Genomic DNA, 19258 nt, shown 5'->3' on the forward strand with positions numbered 1-19258 from the left:
CCTACAGGTATTCCTGTCCTATCCGCAGATCGACAAGGGGCTGCGGCCCGCCGGTGTCGGGCGGGACTTCGACCGCCCCTGTATGTGTCGCCAGTCCGGTCAGGATCAGCCGCATCGCGAACGACGATTCGGCCAGGATGTTGGTGTTGGTGGCCACTGCGGCGACCAGCTCGGTGAGCTTGACATGCTCGGGATCGGCACTAGGCAGGTCGATACCGAACGCCGGGGTGTCATCCCAGGTGGCGGTGTGGTGCGGCTGCTCGGGCGGGGTGCGCGATCGGACGAGGATGCGGTTGCGCCAGCAGTCGAGTCGAATGTCGCCGGATCGGCCGCGCACGATGAGGTAGTCCTCGGGCCGATGCAGGCACCACGACGACTTGACCAGGGCTTGCTGTCCTGTCCGGAATGTCAGCTGCATACTCATGTGGTCCTCGACCTGCTGGGTGAGTGTTCCGCCGTCGAGGCATCGCCGGTGACGGATGGCCTGGGTCACCGAAGCGGTGACCACGCTCGGTGTGCCGGTGAGGGCGAGCAGCCGCGACAGCGCATACGGCAATGTGTCCAGCGCCGGGCCTGCCACGGCCTCCCGGCTGTAGTACCAGTTCGATCGCGGTGGCCCGGGGACGTCGAGCATAGAGGTGAATTCCATTGGCCGGCCGATGATTCCCGAGCCGATCAGATCGGCGACCGCAGTGAGCGCTGGGCGGTCGACGAGCGGCAGTGCGACCACGACACGATCGTGGCGGGCGGCGGCGAGTTCGAGTTCGTCCAGTTCGCGAAGCGAGGTCGCGATCGGTTTCTCGATCAGCACGTGTTTGCCGGCCTCGAGCGCGGCCACCGCGTCGGTGCAGTGGTGAGCATGTGGGGTGCAGACCAGGATCGCGTCCACCGCTGGGTCGTCCAGTAGCGCGCTGCGGTCGCCGTGGGCGCGGGCGGTCGGCCACAACCGCAATGCCGAATCCCGGGACGATGCCGTCGGGCTGCAGATGGCGGTGATGCGAACCCCGTCCACGGCGTGGGCTTGGCGCAGGTAGGCGCTGCCGATCATGCCGCAGCCGAGTACGCCCAGACGCAGCGGTGCGGTCACGGGGTCTCCATATGGTCGTCGGTTGTTGTGGCGGGATCGAGGGGGAGGATGACGCCGGTGTCGTCGAGCAGCACCGCGTGCCGCTCGAAGAACTGGGAGACTCCAGCGTGGTGTTTGATCGGCTCGCCCAGCGGTTGACCGAGAACTCGGACGCCACCGTGTGTTTCGTAGTAGCGGCGAAGGCCCGGCCGGCACAGGTGTCGACCGTGTAGCCGTGGTACCAGTGGCGCGGTCAAGCGCTCGACCGGGATGCCGGTGCGGCGTCCGGTCGGATCGAGGGCGGGCAGCAGCGCCGTGTGGATCTGGTCGGCGGGCCTGCCGGTGGTGTCTATGTTGTGCAGTGGACCGACAGCCAGTGTGGGGGCTTCGACGTGGTAGAACTCGGCGAGCGCGTCGAGGAAGTCGCCGTGATACCACTGGTGCTCGAATTCGCGGTCGGCCTTGTCGCGGCGGCGGTGCAGCGACGCGGCGACCGGGGTGGTGAGCAGCACGATCTCCGCGGTCGGGGTCAGGTGCGGCCGGATGTCGCGGTCGAAGACGGCGCGGGCTTGCTGGTACCGGTCGCGGCCGCGGGTGGAGGCGGCGGTGGCCCAGCAGTAGGCCAGCACGCTGAGGTAGCTGCGGTCGAACACCGCGACCACCGGGTGCCGTGCATCGGCGAGGCGGGACGCCAGCCGGTCGCGGCGTAACTCCCGCCGTAGATACCATGTGGTGACCTCCTGAGAGGGCCTGTCGTGCAGGGCATCCCGGTCGGCGGTGGTGGGGTTGGTTTCGGGGACGGCGAGGCAGTCCTCGCCGAGCGCGGCGGCGAGGGTGACCATGATGGAGGTCTTGCCCGCGCCGGGTAGACCTTCCAGATACACGCTGATCGTCATGGAACGGCTCCCGGTGATGGCGTGATGGTCCAGCTGCCGGACTCGTCGGCCATCGCCTGGTACATCGCGGCGACCGTGGCGTGGTCGGCAGCGGCTTCGGTGAGCGGGTACAGCGGTGCGATGGTGGGGTCGGTGACGCTGGCGGCGAGGTTGGCGAGGAACGCGGCGGCGGTGATGCGTTCTTCGTCGAGCGGTAGCAGCGGGTATGGGTTGTGCCACTTGGTGATACATGTCTCGTCGGCCAGGACGGCGATCTCGGCGAGGACTTCGACGCCGTGCAGGACGCGGGTGCGGCGCTGCACGCGGTAATGCCGGGCGTGGGGGTTGTCCGGGTCTGTGAGGGCGACCATCTCCTCTCCCCAGGCCGCGCCTCGGGTGCCAGTGAAACCGGCGTGGCGGCGGGCGCGGATCGGGGATTCGTAGTTCAGCCACGACCAGTGGTAGGTCGCGAGGGTGTCGTTGTCGAACTCGATCACGGCGTGCTGGATGCGTTCTCCGGCGAAGAAGACGCCGCGGTGGGTGATGTGATCGGCCATCGGCAGATCCCGCTGCGCCGCCAGGACCCGCCTTGGCGCGGCGGGCTGTCCGAGGTAGGAGCGAAGCAGGCTCACACCGTGGTATTCGTGGCCGACTCCGTCGCTGTAGGCGGTCTGGACGTCACCGAACACGCCGCGCGTGATCAGGTCGCGTTTGACGGTCTCGATTGGGCGGCGGTGGTACTGCTCGGCGACATCGGTGTAGCTGCTGCGGCCGAGCAGCGCGGCCGCGACGTCCAGTGCTTCGGTCGGGTCCGCCGACAGTGGTGTTTCCAGCAGGAGCGGGCGGTCCCAGGCCGCGAGTCGCCGATACAGCCCGGGGTTCTGCGACCAGGTGACGCACGCGATCACCGCGTCCACGCCCGGGTCTTCGAGCAGGGCGTCGAAGTCCGGATACGCGACGGTGCCCAGGGCTATCGCGGCCTCGGCGCTGCGCTGCCGGTCGCGTCCGTATATTCCAGCGGGTCGGATACCGGGAAGCATCATCAGCAGCGGACCGTAGAGCGTCTGCAGTCGGGTGCCCGCGCCGATTACCGCGACACCTACCTCGGGCGGGACGGCGTTCATGGCTGCTCCACGGTGATCCAGGCGCCGTCGGCGCGGGCCGAGTCCGCGGCCGCGGTAGCGACGGCAAGGCTGCGCAGGTGGTCGTCCAGCGAATGCGGCAGCGCCGCACCGGTTTCCACGGCGTGCGCGAACGCGCGATATGCGCCGAGGATGCCGTCGGGCACCCACTCCCCGGGACACTTCTCGTTCTCGACGGGCACGCCGTCACCGGAGACGAGCCAGGCGCGGTCCAGGCCAGCCCCGGCGCTGCCGAGGGAGCCGTCGACGTCGAGGCGGTAGTGGAATCCACCCGGCGCGGGCACGGCGTTGTTGAACGACAGGCTCGCGGTCAACGGTGATGTGTCGTCGAAGCCCAGCGTGATCGCGTATGCGAGCGGGCACGACGCATGCTGGCCGGGCTTGGACCATGCCCGCGCGGACACCGTCGTCGGGGTGCGGCCGGTGAGGTGGCGGACCAGGTCGAGGTAGTGCAGGCCGTGGTCGAGAAACAGGTAGTCCGGGTGATCGGTGTACCAGGCGGCCAGATCCTCGTTGAACCTGTTCGCATGATGCACCGCGTACACCTCTCCGAGGCGCCCGGCCTCGATCCACCCGCGCACCCGCGCATGCGCGGGTGCCCACCGGGCATTGTGGTTGACCGCCACAGGCAGCCCCGCCCGTCGCACATCCTCCGCCAGCGCACGCGCCGCAGCCAGGTCGTAGAGAACGGGCTTCTGCACCAGCAGCGGCTTACCGGCGTCGAGCAGCGTGCGGATCAGCGCGGCGCGGTCGCCGGGTCGCGTGGCGACGTCGACGACATCGACGTCGCCGCGTCGCGCCAAGGTAATAGCATCGGATTCAACGGCGGCCCCGCAGGATTCGGCCACGCTTCGAGCACGGGACAGGTCCAGGTCGCAGACCGCGCTCACCGTCACCTCGCCGAGGGCGTAGGCAGGCAGGTGTCCCTCCGTGCCGATTCGGCCGCAACCGATCAACCCAACACGCAGCGTCATGACATTCCTCCGGTCGGGGTGCGCCCGGTCGAACTCGCCCGCGCGGGGGCCAGACCGAGCAATCCAGCCGCGAACAGTCGGTGCGCAGCCTCGTCCGGATCGAGCTTCCACACGGACGGCGAGAAAAGCTCGATCGAGGCGGGCCCGCTATATCCGGTGTCGGCGATGACCCCGAGCAATCCGGGCAGGTCGAGGATCCCCTGTCCTGGCGGGCAGCGCAGCTCGTCGCGCATCGCCGCTGGGACGGTACCGTCAGGGACATCGCTGACCTGCACGAACTCGACCGAGCCTGGCGGCAGCGCCCGGATCTCGGCCTCGGGCACGGCGGCGGCGAACAGATGGCAGGTGTCCAGCAACAGCCCGACGTTGGGGTGGCGCAGCTGGTCGAGCAGACCGACCAATCCCGCGAGATCCTGAACGAACGGATGCTTTCCGTCCAGCATCGCGGGCAGCCCAGCGCGCAGGCCGATGAACTCGATCGCCAGGCGCACCCCGTAGGGTTCGGCACGATCGGCTAGCAGCCCGAGCCGATCCACCGCCATCAAGGCGGCGTCGGCGGGAGGCAGATCGGTGCGTGGGTTGCACACGATAGCCGCCCGTGCGCAGCCCAACGCGGCTGCCCCAGTGAGCCGTTCATCCATCGTGTCCTCGACGGCGCTCCATGCGGTCTCGTCGATCAGCAGCGGCGCGGGCAGCACCGGCCCGGCCGGCAACAGGCCGCTGAACGCCTCGACCCGCACCCCGAGATCCGCGATTCGGGCGGCGACGGGGCCCAAGCCGCCGAGGAGGTCGGCCAGGGCCAGGATCTGCTGGATGGACACCTCTACTCGCTCGAATCCCGCGTTACCGGCGGCTGTGAGGAAGTCGCTGACCGAGGTGCCCCACCGGAAGCAGGCCGGGTTGATACACACCGGTAGGCGCGGACCGCCGTCGCGAGCTGGCAACGTCAGCACAGCACTCGCCTCCCCGCGATCAGGTCGTCGCGCAGCGTGGGCAGCGACTCCATCACGTCCTCGACAACCGTGGTCACGTACCCGCTGTCCACGGCGACGCCGCCGGACTGCTGGACCCCGACGAACTGGGGGCAGGTCAGCTCGCCACCCGACCGCGACACCAGACACACCGCCATCGGCAGCCCTGTTTCAGCGTGCAGCCGCTCGGCGACGGCTTGGGCCAGCACGTTGTAGAGCTTGCCGACGTGGTAGACGGGGTTCTTGCCGTTGGCGCCCTCCATGCTCATGGGCCGCATCAGCGAGATGACTCCGTTGCAGCGGTTGCCGCGCCCGACCACACCCTCGTCGCCGCTTTCGATCGACGACCCGGTCACCGTCAAATACAGCTCCCGGGCGTCGTGGTCGTCGCGGGTGTTCAACGCCACCGTCGCCTCGCCTGACGGCGCCAGACCACGCGCCCGCTCCAGCACCAGCCCGTACAAGGCGTGTTTGCGGTCGATGTAGGTGGCCAGATCCGGTGTATGTCGATCGATCTGGGGCACGCACAACGTGACGTGCAGGTCATGTCCATCGCGGCACACCATCACCTTGATATCCGACCCGAAGTGCGGTGCAGTGGCGGCGAATTCGGAGCCGTTGAGCCAGCCCTCGATGTAGAGGGCCGCGCGCTCGGCGATGCTCAGCGGCGCGTAACCTACACCTGCGGAGGTGTCGTTGGCGTGCAGGCGGCGGCGCTCGCTCAGATCGTCGAGGCTGCGCGGGGCGAACCAGTGCAGCCGCCCACCATCGCGCGAGCTAGTGTCACTGTGGACATGGCCAGGGCTCGATGCCGGGTTCAGCCGCATGCGGACTTCGATGTCGTCGCGCCCCAGCAGCGGCAACCGGGAACACAGGAAATCGCGGGAAACAGTCTCGATCAAGTCCCCCACTGGTAGCTTCCGGTCCCCCAAGGTCTCGCTGAACCGGCCGTTGACCAAAGCGGTGACGGGCCGATCTATGCTGCCGCCGCCGAACGCGACCGTGGCAGAGCCGCCGAGCAGGGCGGTCTTGTCGGTGTTGTGGTGCAGGATCGCCCCGAACTCCTCGAGGCACAACCGCGAGTAGGCACGCGACAACTCCTCGGCCAGCCCGTCAGCCAGCGAGTCGGGGTGACCGATGCCCTTGCGTTCGACGATGTCGAACTCGTAGGCATCGACGAAGCGGTCGGCAAGATCAACAGAGACCAACACGACGGTTCCCTTCTGTGGTGGTGTCGCGCTCGACGGTCTGCGCTGACCGTGCGATTTCGGCGATGAGTTCAAGGTCGGCCAGAGCCTCGCGCGGGCCGGTCGCTGAGGCCCGGCCGGACACGGTCTGGTCGTGGAAGGCGATCAACTCGGCGGCGAACACGTCGTCGTAGAACAACTCCCGCGTCACCGCGTCACCGCCGCTCTCGGTGTCCAGCGCGATCGGCGCGTACGGCAGATACGGCGACGGGAACGACACCGCGCACCGGGCGGTGTCGCCGACCAGTGACAGAGTTTCGGTGTACCGACCGGCCGAAACGAAGGTGTAGGACAGAAGCCCTACCCGGCCCGAAGGGCTGCGCAGGGTCGCCTGCCCGCTCAGCCCGTCGTTCCAGAGTGCGGCGTTCACGACCCGCGCGTGGCCGCCGAGCGCGGTCCGCAGCAGGTTGACGTCGTGAATGACGCTGGTGGCCAACAGAAAATAGGCGGCCAACGCGGCGAGGGGAGCATCGACTCCGACGGTCCGCCGGATGGCGGCGGCACTGGCTCCGTCGGTGACCTGACGGTTCACGAAATCAGACAGCGACCCGCCGGGCGGCCGCGCTCGGCCGAGCACCGAATACAAATAGCGGTCCTCCGGCGGATGGACCAGATCCGCAGCCGCGGTACGCAGGCCCGACCCGATCCCGACCTGCCCCAGCGCGGTCGTCACAGCGTCGCTGTAGCGCTTCATGTACCCGACGACGCAGGAGACCCCGGCCGACTCGAGGGCCTCGACCAGCGGACGGGCCTGTTCGGGGGTCAACGACAGCGGCTTCTCGACGAATGTCGGCTTCCCGGCTGCCGCCGCAGCCTGGATCTCTGGGACATGTTCACCGCTCGTGGCGATCAGCACTGCGTCGAACAGTTCAGCCGCAGCAAACAACTCTCCCAGCGACACGAATGTGCGGCATCCGGTCGCCCACATCGCAGCCTGCTCCAGCGCCCGCGTGTCGGTGTCGCAGAGAGCGACCACCCGAAACCGGTCGCCGAGGCGAGCCAACGCCGGCAAGTGCCGAGTTTGCGCGGCGACGCCGCAGCCGATCACCGCGATCCGCAACCGCTCCATCACACCGCTCCGTTCGGGCACGACCGCGCGGAGGACCCGAGGGTGACCGCGGTGTCCAGCAGCGCCAACAGCGGTCGTTCATCACTCCCGGTCGAGCCTCGTGGAAGCGCCCGATGCCGGGGGACATACCCACCCCGGCATCGGGACGACTGCACGGGATGAAAACACCGATACACCTCGGCACGCTGCTCTGCCGTCGCCGTCGCCGTCGCAGGCGGGAGGAGTCTCCGACGCCTCGAACCGCCGAAACCTTCAGCCTGCATGGTGACCCCCGGCTCTTGGGCTGCTTGGTGCCCAGCTGAGAGGCTGCGCAACCACGTGACAATCACACGGTACCTATCCGCCAGGTGGTTGTCCACCAGGCGGATAGGTACCAGGCGGCGGGCGGTTTGCGGATGACCACCAGCGATGCAGTACCGTCATGGCCATGCCCAAGCAGCCCGAATACGTCTCGATCGCCGAGACACTGAGAGCGGAAGTGCTCGCCGGGAATTACGACACTGAGCCACTTCCCGGCAACGCCGCCCTCGCCGCTCGCTTCGACGTCAACATGAAGACAGCAGGGCGGGCAGTCCAACAGCTGGTTGCTGAAGGACTGGTGATCGCCCGGCCCGGAATGCGGGCGATACCAATGCCGCCCGAACTACGAGGCACCCGATGGCCGATGAACGGCCGATACGCACGAGCACGCGCTGCTCAAGGGCTGGTCTTCGCCAACGACGTGAGCGGCAATGTGCGCAAAGACACCATCGAGCGTGAATGGGTCGAGGCACCACTCCTGATCGCCCACCTCCTCAACCTCGAAGAAGGTGTGCGCGTCTTTCATCGTCGCAGCCGTACATACGTCAACAATGCACCCACGGAAGACACTTCGATGTTCTTCCCGGAATCCATCGTCAAAGCCGCTCCCCGACTCGAAAGCGAGGAACGCATTCGAGTAGTCGCCTTAATCGAAGACGCCGGACATGTCGTGACACGAACCGCCAACGAAATTCGAACTCGTCACGCCAATAGTTCAGAGCAGGAAATATTCGGAATCGATTCGAACGGCATCATCATCGAACACATCCACGGCACCTATGGCGCCGCAGATGAAGCACTGGAAGCTGTCATCAATGTGCGGCCAGCGCAAGGCAGCGTCATCACATTCGACACCTACGAAGCGCCCATTAGCGACGATTAGGAGACCCTCGATGCACACCTCATCATCCACCGTCAGAAATCGGCTGGCCATCGCGCTCGACACCGGCGATCTGGAAAATGCCCTGACCATCGCTAAAGCTGTCCAACCCAGCGTCGGTGTGGCAAAAGTTGGGCTCCAACTGTTCAGCGCCGCCGGTCACGACGCGGTGCGAGCCATCCAGGACATTGGAATGGACGTCTTCCTCGACGTCAAGCTGCACGATATTCCGAACACTGTGTACGGGGCCAGCACAGTTCTCGGGTCACTCGGCGTCCAGTACCTGACCGTTCATGCGGCCGGCGGAAAAGCCATGCTTCAAGCGGCGGTGAAAGGGCTCACGGAGGGGGCGGACGCAGCAGGTCTCCCAACGCCCACCGTGCTCGCCGTCACGGTTTTGACGAGCGCACCCGATGCCTCCCCCGCACTCCTCCAAGAACGCTTGTCCGACGCTGTCGCCGCCAACTGTGGTGGCGTCGTCTGTGCAGCCACCGACCTTTCTACAATCAGAAGCGCAGCTCCCGACATCCTGACCGTTGTTCCCGGTATCCGCCCGGCCGGCAGCCCAGTACACGACCAGCAGCGGATAGCCACACCTGCAGAAGCCATTCGCAGCGGTGCGAACATTCTTGTCCTCGGCCGTGCTGTCACCGCTGCGGACAACCCGGCTGTAGCCGCAGAAGCTATCGCCGCGGAGGTTGCACAGGCCATCTGATCAACGCCGCCCGAAACATGAGTGTGGTCGTGTGTCAATCCAGCGCACCGCACGCCGAACTCACCATGACTGGATATCAGGCCCCGCCAGTAAGGCTCATCTGGTTGGCGCACAAAGGTGCGACGCGGAGGGGTTTGCCGTCGGCGTTGCCGACGGCAAACCGAAGAATTCGATGACGGGGCCTTTGTGGGCAACTTGGAGCGATAGTCGGCGCACTACAGCCCCTTGGTGCCTCGACACATCCTGGCCGTCGCGGAATTTCCCCACGCGAGACTGGCAGCACATGGTCCGCTCCCCGTTCCACAGCTACCTCCTCGGCGTCTGAACGGGCACACTAGACGGCCACGCATCGCAGACGAGCGATCCGATCAGCTCGACGCCCAACTCGGACGGATGAAGCCCATCCGATCACAGAGTCTCCCCAGCAGGTCGCTATGGCGCCGACAGCCTCCAGTCGCTGAGCATCTCGGCGACCCTGACGAACTCCTGTCCCACGTCGAGAAACAACGCGCCAAACCCGGTCGCCACCGCGGCTGCACGAACGTTGTAACGCATGATCGGCCAGTCAGCCTCCGCATGGGCCCGGAAGCGTCGACGCAACCATGCGCGCCGCCGCGCTCTTCCGCGACGCCGGAATCCACACAGCACAACACCCGTGTCCGTCGAGCTGCCGCGGGCACTGCGGTAGACCGGTTCTCGCCGCTGGAGCGAGAACACACATGTTCGGCTACTGATCGATGCCAGGCACGTTCAGTTCCCCTCAACACCATCGAGCCGCAAGAACTGCCCGGTGGCGCGCATCGGCCATCGGTCGTAGAACCCGGCCACCGCATCGTCGGCGACCAGACCAATGTGCGCAACCCGGCTCCGAGTCGCCCAGCCGACAATCGAATCCATCAGCGATCCGCCGATCCCGCACCGCTGGTAGCCATCGGTGACGACAACATCCACAACGACCGCATACACGCCATCGCCGATTACCCGGGCCATCCCGACCGCCCTCCCGCTGATCTCGGCTACCACGCTGTACAGCGACGCGGCCAACGCGGACTCACACTCGGCGGCTGCCGGGGCCTTCCAGCCGACCGAGGCCCGCAGCGCCCGATACTCGACCACCGTCGGCACGCGTTCAACAATCCGCACCGGCTCCCCCACCTCGGCGCGTGGAAGGTCGGGATCCTCGCCCAGCATCGCCACTGCCGGTGCCTCTGGACGGTTATCTTTGCGATGCAGCCATTTTCGGTCAATCACCGCCTGGACGTCGGTGCCGCGATGGTGCGCCAACAGCAAGGCATGACAGATCACGTCCGCGATCTCGTCATCGACCGCATCCTCGAGCTCGGCAGGTGACTTGCCGCGCGGGCGACCTTGCCCGGACGCGGCCAGAAACCACTGCACCAACTCGCCCGCCTCCTCGGCAACCTTCAGCATCAGCCATTCGTCGGTCCGACGAAACCCGTGCCGATACGCGTATCGCCGCGATACCGCATCCAATGCGGCACCCAACCGCACCCAATCCATACCGCCACCTCTCCGAGCTTGTTGGTGCGTGTTCACGCTCCTCCTCATCCGTCTCCTTCGCCGAGTTGTTCTGGCCCATCCGCTCTCGAATTCCCTGGACAACCACGCGGATAGGTGATCGAACGCGACCTTCGTGCTGCCCTGACCTAGCAATTCCCCTCCAGGGTCCTACTGGAGAACATCCGCACCGAAGCACTTGTCCCAACACGCTCATGACTGTTGCTGTCGAATCACGGGAGTGGTCGTCGTCCGCGTTGCTAAGGCGGCTATCGGATCGCCCACCATCTGATGTCTGCAAGGGCCGTCCGGTCGATGCGTTCTTGAGGCACCCGTGTGCCGTCCCGCAGCCGGTCGATGACCGTCTGAGGCAGCCCCAGATCACGGGCGAGAACGATTGCCTCTTCTGGATCCGTCGCGATGGATGTCAGGTCCTCGCCGGTCGGTCGGGCGCAGGCAACTGCGTTCCACAGCGGTAGCGCCATCGTGGAGGTCAAGCCAGCCTTCGAGGCGCTGTCGGCGAAAGCATATGCCGCTTGAACTCCCGCGGTGTCGACGTCTCCTGCATACTCCAGAATTGTCGGTGTTACAGAACACAATTGGGGCAATTGGGCCAGTTCCGGGGCCAGCGCGGCCACTGCGTCTCCTGCACCGAATACAACTGCGGCGTAGTTGTGTTCGATGGAGCTGGCCGATAGCGCACGCCAGACCGAGTCGAAGGTCGATTTGTTTTCTACAACCAAAACTCTTCCGAAGTCTGCGAATCGGGCTATTCGTAGCCCTCCGATCGGTCGATCGCAGGCCAGGTCGTCGAGCGACAGCCGGTCGTCCGCGAACAGCGCGGTGGCGGCCAGGATCGCCAGTTGCTTCTCGTCGTCGAAGATGTGCAGTGACCGTTCCTCACGCGCTACCCGATGCCGGAGTTTTCCATGCGTTGTCAAGAGCCACTTGTTGATTCGTGCAGCCGCCCATCGAAGGCGTTGAGGTGGCCGTGCAGCGCGAATCCATCCTGCGGCCCACTTGAGTTCGGGAACCCACGGTTCCGATGCCGGATCCAGTGCACGTACGATCTCGGATCTGTTGGCAGGAACTGTGATTCTGTGCGGCAACGGGGTGAGTGAGCTGTCCCACAACTGACCATCCCGCGCTGGTAGCTCAATGACTCCCTGGGCCTGAAGACGATTCAGTGCATCCGCTAGGCGCAACCTGGCATGGCTGGTGTTCGACCATGCGGCGTCGGAGCTGGACCACAGCGCCAGCAATTGCTTGCGACCGATCCGCGGATTTCCGGCACCGAACAATTCCTCCACGAACCGCTCCAGGACGTCGTCCGGCGCCGGGGAGTCCGTTCGGCTTCGCCCGTCACTCATGCTCGGCCTCACGTGCGCCGTCGAGGTCGGCGGCGGTAGTCAGATCTATCTCGAGTTGGTCGTGCCAGTGGACCTCGGCGCTCGACATGGTGGGCCACTGCGCATCGCTGTTTGCTGTGGCGGCGTGTCTTTCGATGGCCGACACGTACAGTGTGCCCTCGTGCAGCAGGTCGCGGAGTCGATCGTCGGCGATGTCGGCCGGCAGGACAACGTTGGCGTTGGCGCGGTGGGAAACACGCAGTTGGATCAGGGAGGGAAAGACTGTCAGTGCTGCGAGATCCCGGATTCCGGTCAGCAGAACAAGTCGCACGCCCAGTGAGCTGGCGACATCGCGGGCCAGGCGAAGGAACATCGGTTTGGTGACTTTGGAGAACGGATTGTCGAGGAACATCGTGGTGTATCTGTGCCCGTGGTTGAGGGAGCGGCGTGAGGCGAGCAGTGAGGCCAGAATCAACGCGACGGTCACTCCTTCGCCACCCGAGGTCATCGCCAGTTGCTCGACCGGCTTGTGTTGGGCATCGAGAGGATCCGATGGGATCAGTACCGTCGCTTTCACTCGAGGCGTCACTGCCTCGATGAGAGCGTTCACCGTCGCCTTGGCGTCGAATACAGGTCGTCGACCGCGGTGGTCGGGCGCGAACCAGTCCTGCAGCTTCGACAGGATCGCCGCTTCCTTCTGATCCTTGGTGAGGCTGTCCAGGCCCGCGATTCGCAGCAGTGGCAACCCACTCCACCGTCCCATCGCGGGGGTAGTCGGTAGTTCGGAGTCCTTGATCGCTTGGTGAACCGATCGCAACAGGTTCTGCACCGTCGCGAAGGCTATCTTCGACAGCGCGTTCAAGTTCTTGTCGAAACGCGCGACCTCATCGGCCACGACCGTCAGCTTGGCCTCGATATTGTGGTGATGCTGTACAGCGTGCGCGATCAATTCATCGCGTGGGAGTGCCCGCAGTGTATGAAGCAGGATGTCGCCGACGACGACGGATTCGTCGGCGTTTCGCAGTTCGGCGTCCGTGACGTTCACGGCATTGGACGTGTTTTTGGCGGCGCGGGTGAGGAGCCTTCTCTGGTTGTTCAGTTCTTGCGAAATCGAATCCAGGATGTGGTCGACCCGATCTTCGGGAATGGCATGTTCTGTCGAATCGTCGAGAATGGACAGGATCTCGCGCAACTCGTCCGGCCCCTCGCCCAGTGCGGCGTCGGCGTCGATGTCGAATTGCCGATCGTCCGCATCGATCGCCTCCAGAGGCGGGACCGCCGCCGATAGCTGCATCAGCATCGAGCTGAAATGGCTGTCGTACTTGTCTATCAGTCCTTTTCTCGCCTCGATCTGCCGTTGTTGCGCCTCGGCGTAATTACGGCGAATCTGTGCGCGTTCTCTCTCTTCGACCGCGTCGTCACGCAGCTCTTTGAGCCCGTACGCAATTTCGAACGCTCGGGCGATGTCGTGGGCTACATATTCACTGGGGGTATCGAGACTGTCTCCGATCATTTTCAGTTCGTCCGCGGTCGCGTCGACTGTATGCTTTTTCTCGATTCTGGCCTGCTCCATTTTGCCCACGTCTTGGTTGGCTTGTTCCAGTTCGGAGTTCAGTTCGGTCCGGCGGGCGGCGATGTCACGCGCTGTGAGGGCTGGATTGTCGGCGATGAATTGCTCGCTGTCGGGCAGGACATCGGAGAAGGCGCGCGCCAGTGACTCGCGACCGTGGCGCACCTTTTCCTGGATGAGGTCGAGTTTGATTTTCAAATGCTCGTCGGGAAGGGATCCGTTCCATGTCTCGGCGGCGGTCTTCGCGCGCTTTTCCAAGGAGGCGAGGTCTGCATTCTCGTCCGACGCCGTGATCTCGTCGCCTGGTTTGACGAAGCTGTCGTGAATGTCCGATACGTCGATGAGGTCGCGGTTCAACTCGGCGGTTCTGGCTTTCACTGCTGCCAGTCTCTCGTGGGCTTCGCGCTGCTGTCTACGAGCAATGTCGATATCGGTGTCGGCGTCCTGGCTCACCTGCTGGGCCTCCCGGATCTCCTGGTCGATGGAGGTGGTTTGCGCGACCAGGTCAGGTTCTGTGGAGCAGATTTGCCAAAGTGCCGCCAGGCGCCGTTCTTTTTCTTTCACTACCGAGTGTTGATCGTGCAGTTCTCGTGCATGCGTCTCGGCGTGGTCGCGGTCTGTCAGCAGCTGCTCGCGGCGTGCGGTGAATTCGGCTTCTTCCTGGGCGAGGTCGTTGACGGTGGCGTTTAGCTCGGTCAGGGCACGTTCTGCCTCGCCCAACGCGGCCGGCCCCGCTTCCTGGGACCATTGGGTGAGGTTCGCCTGCAAGCTGACCGCGAGGTCGTAGCGGTCGCTTTCGGTCTGGGATGATTGACGATGCTGCTCATATTCACGCTGTTTGCCCGGAAGCTGGCTCTGCGCGGCGGAGACGGACCAAAAGCCGCTGTCGGGGAGAACTACCCGGATGGCGGATGCCTCGATGGGATTGTCGAACGCTTCGGGCGGACCGATCACCACGGGTCCGGTCAGATATGTCCGGCTGGACTCGACCAGCTCGGTGACTCCCTCGAGGTCTTCGGGAATGTTGACAACAATTCCAGCGGCGAGGTCGGGATGCTGCTGAGCGTAGCGTTCAGCGATGTCGCCGGGCAGGCGTGCCAGGTAGGACCATCCGCTGCGAGCGCCGAATTTGGCCGATATGGCTTGCTCGCACAGCGATTCGACGTCGGGGCGGGGCGGGAGCAGCCCTTGCCCGGTCTCCAGGGCCGCTACGGTTCGAGCGACCGATGCCATGTCGAGCTCGGCCTTGAGGTGTCGGGTGCGGGCCGAGTGTTTGATGTGACCGAGTAGTTCGGCGATGATCGTCGCGTGCTCGAGGAGATCGATGTCGTCGAGTTCCAGCAGATTGCTGGCGCGTAGCGTCTCTGCGAGTGCCTCACCGCGTTGTACCAGCGATTGGTAGTGTTTGGTTGCTGAGTCGAGGCGGGATCGGTATCGCGCTGCGCGGGTATCGAGTTCGTGTTGTTCCTCGCTGAGTGCGTCCAGGGCCTGCTGGTGTTCTCGACTGCGTTCGGATGCCTGTTGCCAGCGACGGTGCAGTTCCTCAGCGGCCGCGCTTGTGGCGGCGAGCGCTTCTGTGATGTCCTGTCCTTCGGCCAGATCACCGCACGTGGTTGCCTCGGCGATCCGTTGCGTGATCAGATCCAGATCCTGCCGGATGCGCCGCATCCGTGTGTTGCATCCGCCCAGCGTGCTTTCGGCTGTTCCCTTGCGAGCGTGGGCTGCGTCTTCCAGGTCCCGGGCGGACACGGCGCGGTGTTGCTGCTGCTGTCGCTGGGTGTCGAGGTCTCGGAGTTCGTCCTGGACCCGCTGTTTCCACATCTGTGCGGCGGATGACGCGACGAGCCGAACCGGCTCCATTTCTTCGAGTTTGGCGGCGAATACGTCCTTGATGCTTTGCGCTTCGGCCTGGTCGGTGCGCAGGTCCGCGAGACGTTCAGCGGCTTCGGCGATCCGGACGCGGCGCTTGATGGCTTCGCGATCGCCCTTGCGGCTGTCGAGAATTCGGGTGCAGTCGGCTAGTTGCAGACCAGCGAGCTGGCTTCGTGCCTGCGTCTCGTGCAGCTGGACGACAGTGCAGGACTCCTGCGCTGTCGTCAGCGCCTCCGAAGCTGCGAGGACGTCCTCGCGTGCCGACTCGTGTCGCAGAGCCAGGCTGCTTGTGAGTGTTTCCATGGTGATTCTCGTGGCGAGAAGGGCATCGAAGAGTCCTCGGCGACCGGCGTCGAGGCGGTGTAGCTCCTGAACGTGCTGCGCTGTCTTTCCGCTGCTGATGAGCAGGTTGTCCAGCAGGCGTTTCCGTCCGCGTTTTACCTCTACTTGATCGGCGTCCTCGGACAGTTTGGTGAGAGCTGTGTGGAACTCGTTGATTCTTTCTGGATTCGCGAGGGCCGTCACCAGGGTGTTGAGGAATTCGCGTGACGAGCCGTAGGTGAATACCCGGTCAGCGGCCCCTTCGTCCTGGTTCATGAGCAGTAGCCAGGACGTGACAAACTCGATGTCGATCATCAGGGTGTCACTGAGGTGGCGTTCCCAGTTCCGGTGCTTTGTTTCGGTGAAGATTTCGGCGTCCGGATGGGCGGTTTTCATGCGGTTGAGCCACAATTCCCATTCTTTGTGGTCGAGCAGCCGGTCGCCGGATCGTATCGCCAGGCTTCGCAGGTCCAGGCTGTCGGCGACGCACCGTGCGGACCAGAAGAATTCCTCGGCCGATTCGGCAGGGCCGGCGCCGGCAGGTTTGGACAGGCAGGCGCCGAGCAGCACCTTGGACGGGCCACGCGCTCCTGCGGGACCGCGTGCGGGGATGGCGACCTCGACCACGACATGGGTGGGGGACCCCCCGGGGATGTATTGCTCGATCCGGCGCTCGTCTCCTTGTTTTCGTTGTCGGCGCTGGGCAAGCCGTGGGAGGAACTGCCGGTCCGCGGGCGCGAAGACGTGGAACAGGAAACCCAGCAGGGTGCCTTTGCCGCCACCGTTCTCCAGGCCGATGACGACGTGGCCGCCGGTGTCCAGGTCGAGGGTGAGATCCGGATACGCCACTTTGTCGCGGCTTTCCGGGCCGGACTGATTGTCTCTGACGCGCAGGTTGACGATACGGAATCCTGTGATCGGGCCCATTATGCATCCCCTCGGATTTCCGATCCTGTTGCGCCGTCAGGCCGGTTCACCGCACTGAATTTCTGTAGCCCTACGAATACTTCATCGCAGAACATATCCTCGTAGTGGGCGAGGATTCGTCGTTTCGGACGGAAAACGGTATCGCGCGCAGGCGTGTCGCCGGACTTGCTCAGCAGTCCCTTCTTGCTCAAGAACAGCAGGACGTCGTACACGAGATGGGTGGTGTCGACGCGGCTGGCGCGTTGCTGTGTCGGGGTGTCGCCCAAGGCGGTCAGTTGCAGCCACTGCCACCATACGGGTGGGTCGTCGGAGTCCGGGTCCGGGTTCTGCTGGTCACAATATTCTGCGTAGGTTCTGATGAATTCTTCGAGTTCACGGACCGGAACTGCCGGGGGTCGCAGCGTGGGGTCCGCCAGCAGGTCTTCGAGGTCGGCGGCCGATGGGGCAATGAAGGCGAGCAGAGCGGGGATGACGAGCATTCTGCAGGCCCGCTCTGCCGGTCGCGGTGAATTCTTGTTCCAGGGCAGTTCACTGGCTGCTTCCGGCCAGCACCACGGCCCGTCGGGGTCAGATCGCAGGATCAATCCGCTCTCTGTGCGCACACTGCTGACAGCGCACTGGGCGCCCTCGAGGAAGTCGTCGACGAGTTGCTGGAATTCCGCGTCACTCTGATATCGCGTGATCAGGCGTTCGTATTCGGCTGCCTCACCGGATCGTCCCGGGGTTACCGACATTTTGGTGGCGAAGGAGATCAACCGGCCCGTGTCGATTCCGTCCATCATGGTTCTCCTGACGATCGGTGGCTTGTCTGATGTGGTTCGGGTTCGGCAGGCAGTATGAGCAGGTCGTCCCCGGTTACCGCGCCGGCGTCGATCGTGGCGCCGGTGCGCACGACCACGACGCGCGTGCGGTCGATGTCCGCTTCGCCGTCTGCGGGTGCCTCGGCTCCGCCTGTGTAGGCGGTGCCGACAGTCACCGCGACCGCCCAGGGCAGCAGGATCCGTTGCGCCGGTGATAAGTCCGGAGATCGGCTGGCGTGCGTTGATGCGGAGGCGAGTAGTTCTGTGAGGCTGGTCGGTTGTGTCACTGTGGCCAGGAGTTCATTGACGGCGGCCACCAGGGCTGGGTCCAGTTCGCTCGTGTGGTCGCCGAGTTCGCCGACGTCGAAGGGATCGGGAACCGGTCCTGATCTCGGGGAGCGTTTGGCGGGGCTGCCTTTGTCGATGAGGGCCTGCAGGTTGGTCACGCGGGGTGCGACCGGTCCCAGCCATACTCGTAGCTGATGTTCCAGCAGTTCGATCACTTGTCCGGACGGCAGGTCGAATAGTGGTTCCAGCAGTTGCGGTTTGGGGTTGATCGTCGTGCGACGATGGGTGAACAGCTGACGGTCCTGTTCTTCCTCATATGCCTGTCGGGTCGCGGTGGCTACTGTGAACAGTTCGGCCAGTGACCCGATCAGTTCCTGTAATTGCTCGGTGATTCGTTGCAGTCGAAGGAAATCCGGTGCGTGCTGGTGCTGGTGCTCGGCGACCACCGCCGCGAACCGTTCCTCGGCGGCGACTTGTTCCTCGATCAGCTGCACCGTCGTGTCGAGATGCGGTACGACGTCCGCGGAGTAATCGACGTCGCGAATGTTGTAGTGGATCCGTTTGAGCAACTGCTCAAGTCCGGTGCGTAGCTCGTACACAGTGGTCGATCGCCGGCCGATCGAGGAGATCACTTCCTCGTAGTCGCGACGGTGGAGCATCCGTTCGGAACGGTAGCGTTCCGCGCTCGCGCGATCGGACGGATCGAACTGGAAGAAGTTCTGGAAGATGTTGATCGCCTCAGGTGTGGGGCGAAGAACCGGCGAGGAGGTGTCGTCGTCTCCGGTGGCGCGGACGAAAGCGAGTGACAGAACCGGATGTTCGACGACACCGTCGGATCTGAGCCGCATATACGGGTGGCGGAAGCGCGCCTGCCGCTCACGCGTGTTCAGCAGAAGATCGATGATCGAGTCCGCCAGGTCGCGATGCCGGTCCACAGGGTCGGACGGATTTTCCAGCCGCACGAGCAGCATCAGCTCGTCGACGATCTGCTGGCGGGATTGTCCTCCGGTGAGCCGGTCGCCTTCGATGATCAGATGCAATGCCGCCAGCGTGTGGGTCAGCAGGTCATAGTTCGCCCATTCGGGGTGTGCGCGCGCCAGGGTGTCGAGCCTGCCGAACAGCATCGACTGGTACCCGGCGGTCCGGCGTTGCCGGGGCTGCCAGCTATCCATGAATCCGGCCAGCGTCGAGCTCAATGCTGACGGCCCCACGTCGGCCACCGGGTTCCCGTCAGGGCGGATGACACCAATCTCGTTGTCCCCCATCACACCTCGAGACAGTAGCTCGATAGTCCGACAGGAACCGCTGATAGTCCGCGCTCAACGGCCTGGATGAACACCGATGGATACGCCGGTTTGGGGGCGGGGGCGCTCT

14 protein-coding genes are annotated in these 19258 nt (G+C 64.8%); 2 read left to right on the plus strand and 12 right to left on the minus strand.

The window, feature by feature from the left end:
• Position 1: 1 nt before the first annotated feature.
• Genes ACWEKR_RS08170 through ACWEKR_RS08200 form a run of 7 tightly spaced genes read right to left on the minus strand, consistent with a single transcriptional unit; the run spans position 2 to position 7344 of the window.
• Positions 2 to 1087 carry a Gfo/Idh/MocA family protein gene (locus ACWEKR_RS08170; protein ID WP_452353879.1) on the minus strand — a complete coding sequence of 362 codons (1086 nt, stop codon included), beginning with the start codon at positions 1085 to 1087 and terminating at the stop codon, positions 2 to 4.
• A complete protein-coding gene (locus ACWEKR_RS08175; RefSeq protein ID WP_452353880.1) occupies positions 1084 to 1962 on the minus strand; it encodes an AAA family ATPase in 879 nt (292 codons plus the stop codon). Before ACWEKR_RS08175 ends, ACWEKR_RS08170 begins: the two co-directional genes overlap by 4 nt.
• Complete coding sequence (locus tag ACWEKR_RS08180) at positions 1959 to 3065, minus strand: Gfo/Idh/MocA family protein (RefSeq protein ID WP_452353881.1); 1107 nt, start codon at positions 3063 to 3065, stop codon at positions 1959 to 1961. Before ACWEKR_RS08180 ends, ACWEKR_RS08175 begins: the two co-directional genes overlap by 4 nt.
• Positions 3062 to 4057, minus strand: coding sequence for a Gfo/Idh/MocA family protein (locus tag ACWEKR_RS08185; RefSeq protein ID WP_452353882.1), 996 nt, complete (start codon positions 4055 to 4057; stop codon positions 3062 to 3064). The genes ACWEKR_RS08180 and ACWEKR_RS08185 overlap by 4 nt, the downstream gene beginning before the upstream one ends.
• Positions 4054 to 5010, minus strand: a complete 957-nt coding sequence (locus ACWEKR_RS08190; protein WP_452353883.1) for a sugar phosphate isomerase/epimerase family protein — start codon at positions 5008 to 5010, stop codon at positions 4054 to 4056. The genes ACWEKR_RS08185 and ACWEKR_RS08190 overlap by 4 nt, the downstream gene beginning before the upstream one ends.
• Positions 5004 to 6239 (minus strand): methionine adenosyltransferase, encoded by a 1236-nt coding sequence (locus ACWEKR_RS08195; protein ID WP_452353884.1) that lies wholly within the window; start codon positions 6237 to 6239, stop codon positions 5004 to 5006. The genes ACWEKR_RS08190 and ACWEKR_RS08195 overlap by 7 nt, the downstream gene beginning before the upstream one ends.
• A complete protein-coding gene (locus ACWEKR_RS08200) occupies positions 6223 to 7344 on the minus strand; it encodes a Gfo/Idh/MocA family protein (RefSeq protein WP_356968354.1) in 1122 nt (373 codons plus the stop codon). Before ACWEKR_RS08200 ends, ACWEKR_RS08195 begins: the two co-directional genes overlap by 17 nt.
• 427 nt (positions 7345 to 7771) lie before the next feature.
• Here ACWEKR_RS08200 and ACWEKR_RS08205 point away from each other — a divergent pair, with 427 nt between their 5' ends.
• Together ACWEKR_RS08205 and pyrF are read left to right on the plus strand one after the other, a co-directional pair.
• On the plus strand, positions 7772 to 8527 hold the full coding sequence (locus ACWEKR_RS08205) for a GntR family transcriptional regulator (RefSeq protein WP_356968356.1): 756 nt from the start codon (positions 7772 to 7774) through the stop codon (positions 8525 to 8527).
• 10 nt (positions 8528 to 8537) lie between these two features.
• Positions 8538 to 9239, plus strand: a complete 702-nt coding sequence (gene pyrF, locus ACWEKR_RS08210; RefSeq protein WP_356968358.1) for an orotidine-5'-phosphate decarboxylase — start codon at positions 8538 to 8540, stop codon at positions 9237 to 9239.
• 750 nt (positions 9240 to 9989) lie between these two features.
• On the opposite strand, the gene ACWEKR_RS08215 is transcribed toward pyrF, so the two are convergent.
• The 5 genes from ACWEKR_RS08215 to ACWEKR_RS08235 all read right to left on the minus strand — a co-directional run bounded on the left by ACWEKR_RS08215 (position 9990) and on the right by ACWEKR_RS08235 (position 19149).
• Positions 9990 to 10760: a GNAT family N-acetyltransferase gene (locus ACWEKR_RS08215; RefSeq protein WP_452353885.1), complete on the minus strand. Its 771-nt coding sequence runs from the start codon at positions 10758 to 10760 to the stop codon at positions 9990 to 9992.
• A 266-nt stretch (positions 10761 to 11026) separates the two neighbouring features.
• Complete coding sequence (locus ACWEKR_RS08220; RefSeq protein WP_356970047.1) at positions 11027 to 12067, minus strand: hypothetical protein; 1041 nt, start codon at positions 12065 to 12067, stop codon at positions 11027 to 11029.
• A gap of 52 nt (positions 12068 to 12119) precedes the next feature.
• The gene (locus ACWEKR_RS08225; protein ID WP_452353886.1) at positions 12120 to 16796 is read right to left on the minus strand and encodes a hypothetical protein; all 4677 of its coding nucleotides are present in this window, start codon (positions 16794 to 16796) and stop codon (positions 12120 to 12122) included.
• Complete coding sequence (locus ACWEKR_RS08230; RefSeq protein ID WP_452353887.1) at positions 16796 to 17575, minus strand: hypothetical protein; 780 nt, start codon at positions 17573 to 17575, stop codon at positions 16796 to 16798. Before ACWEKR_RS08230 ends, ACWEKR_RS08225 begins: the two co-directional genes overlap by 1 nt.
• On the minus strand, positions 17575 to 19149 hold the full coding sequence (locus ACWEKR_RS08235) for a hypothetical protein (protein ID WP_452353888.1): 1575 nt from the start codon (positions 19147 to 19149) through the stop codon (positions 17575 to 17577). Before ACWEKR_RS08235 ends, ACWEKR_RS08230 begins: the two co-directional genes overlap by 1 nt.
• Between the last annotated feature and the right edge of the window lie 109 nt (positions 19150 to 19258).

The sequence above is a fragment of the Nocardia sp. NPDC004573 genome (genome assembly GCF_053602135.1).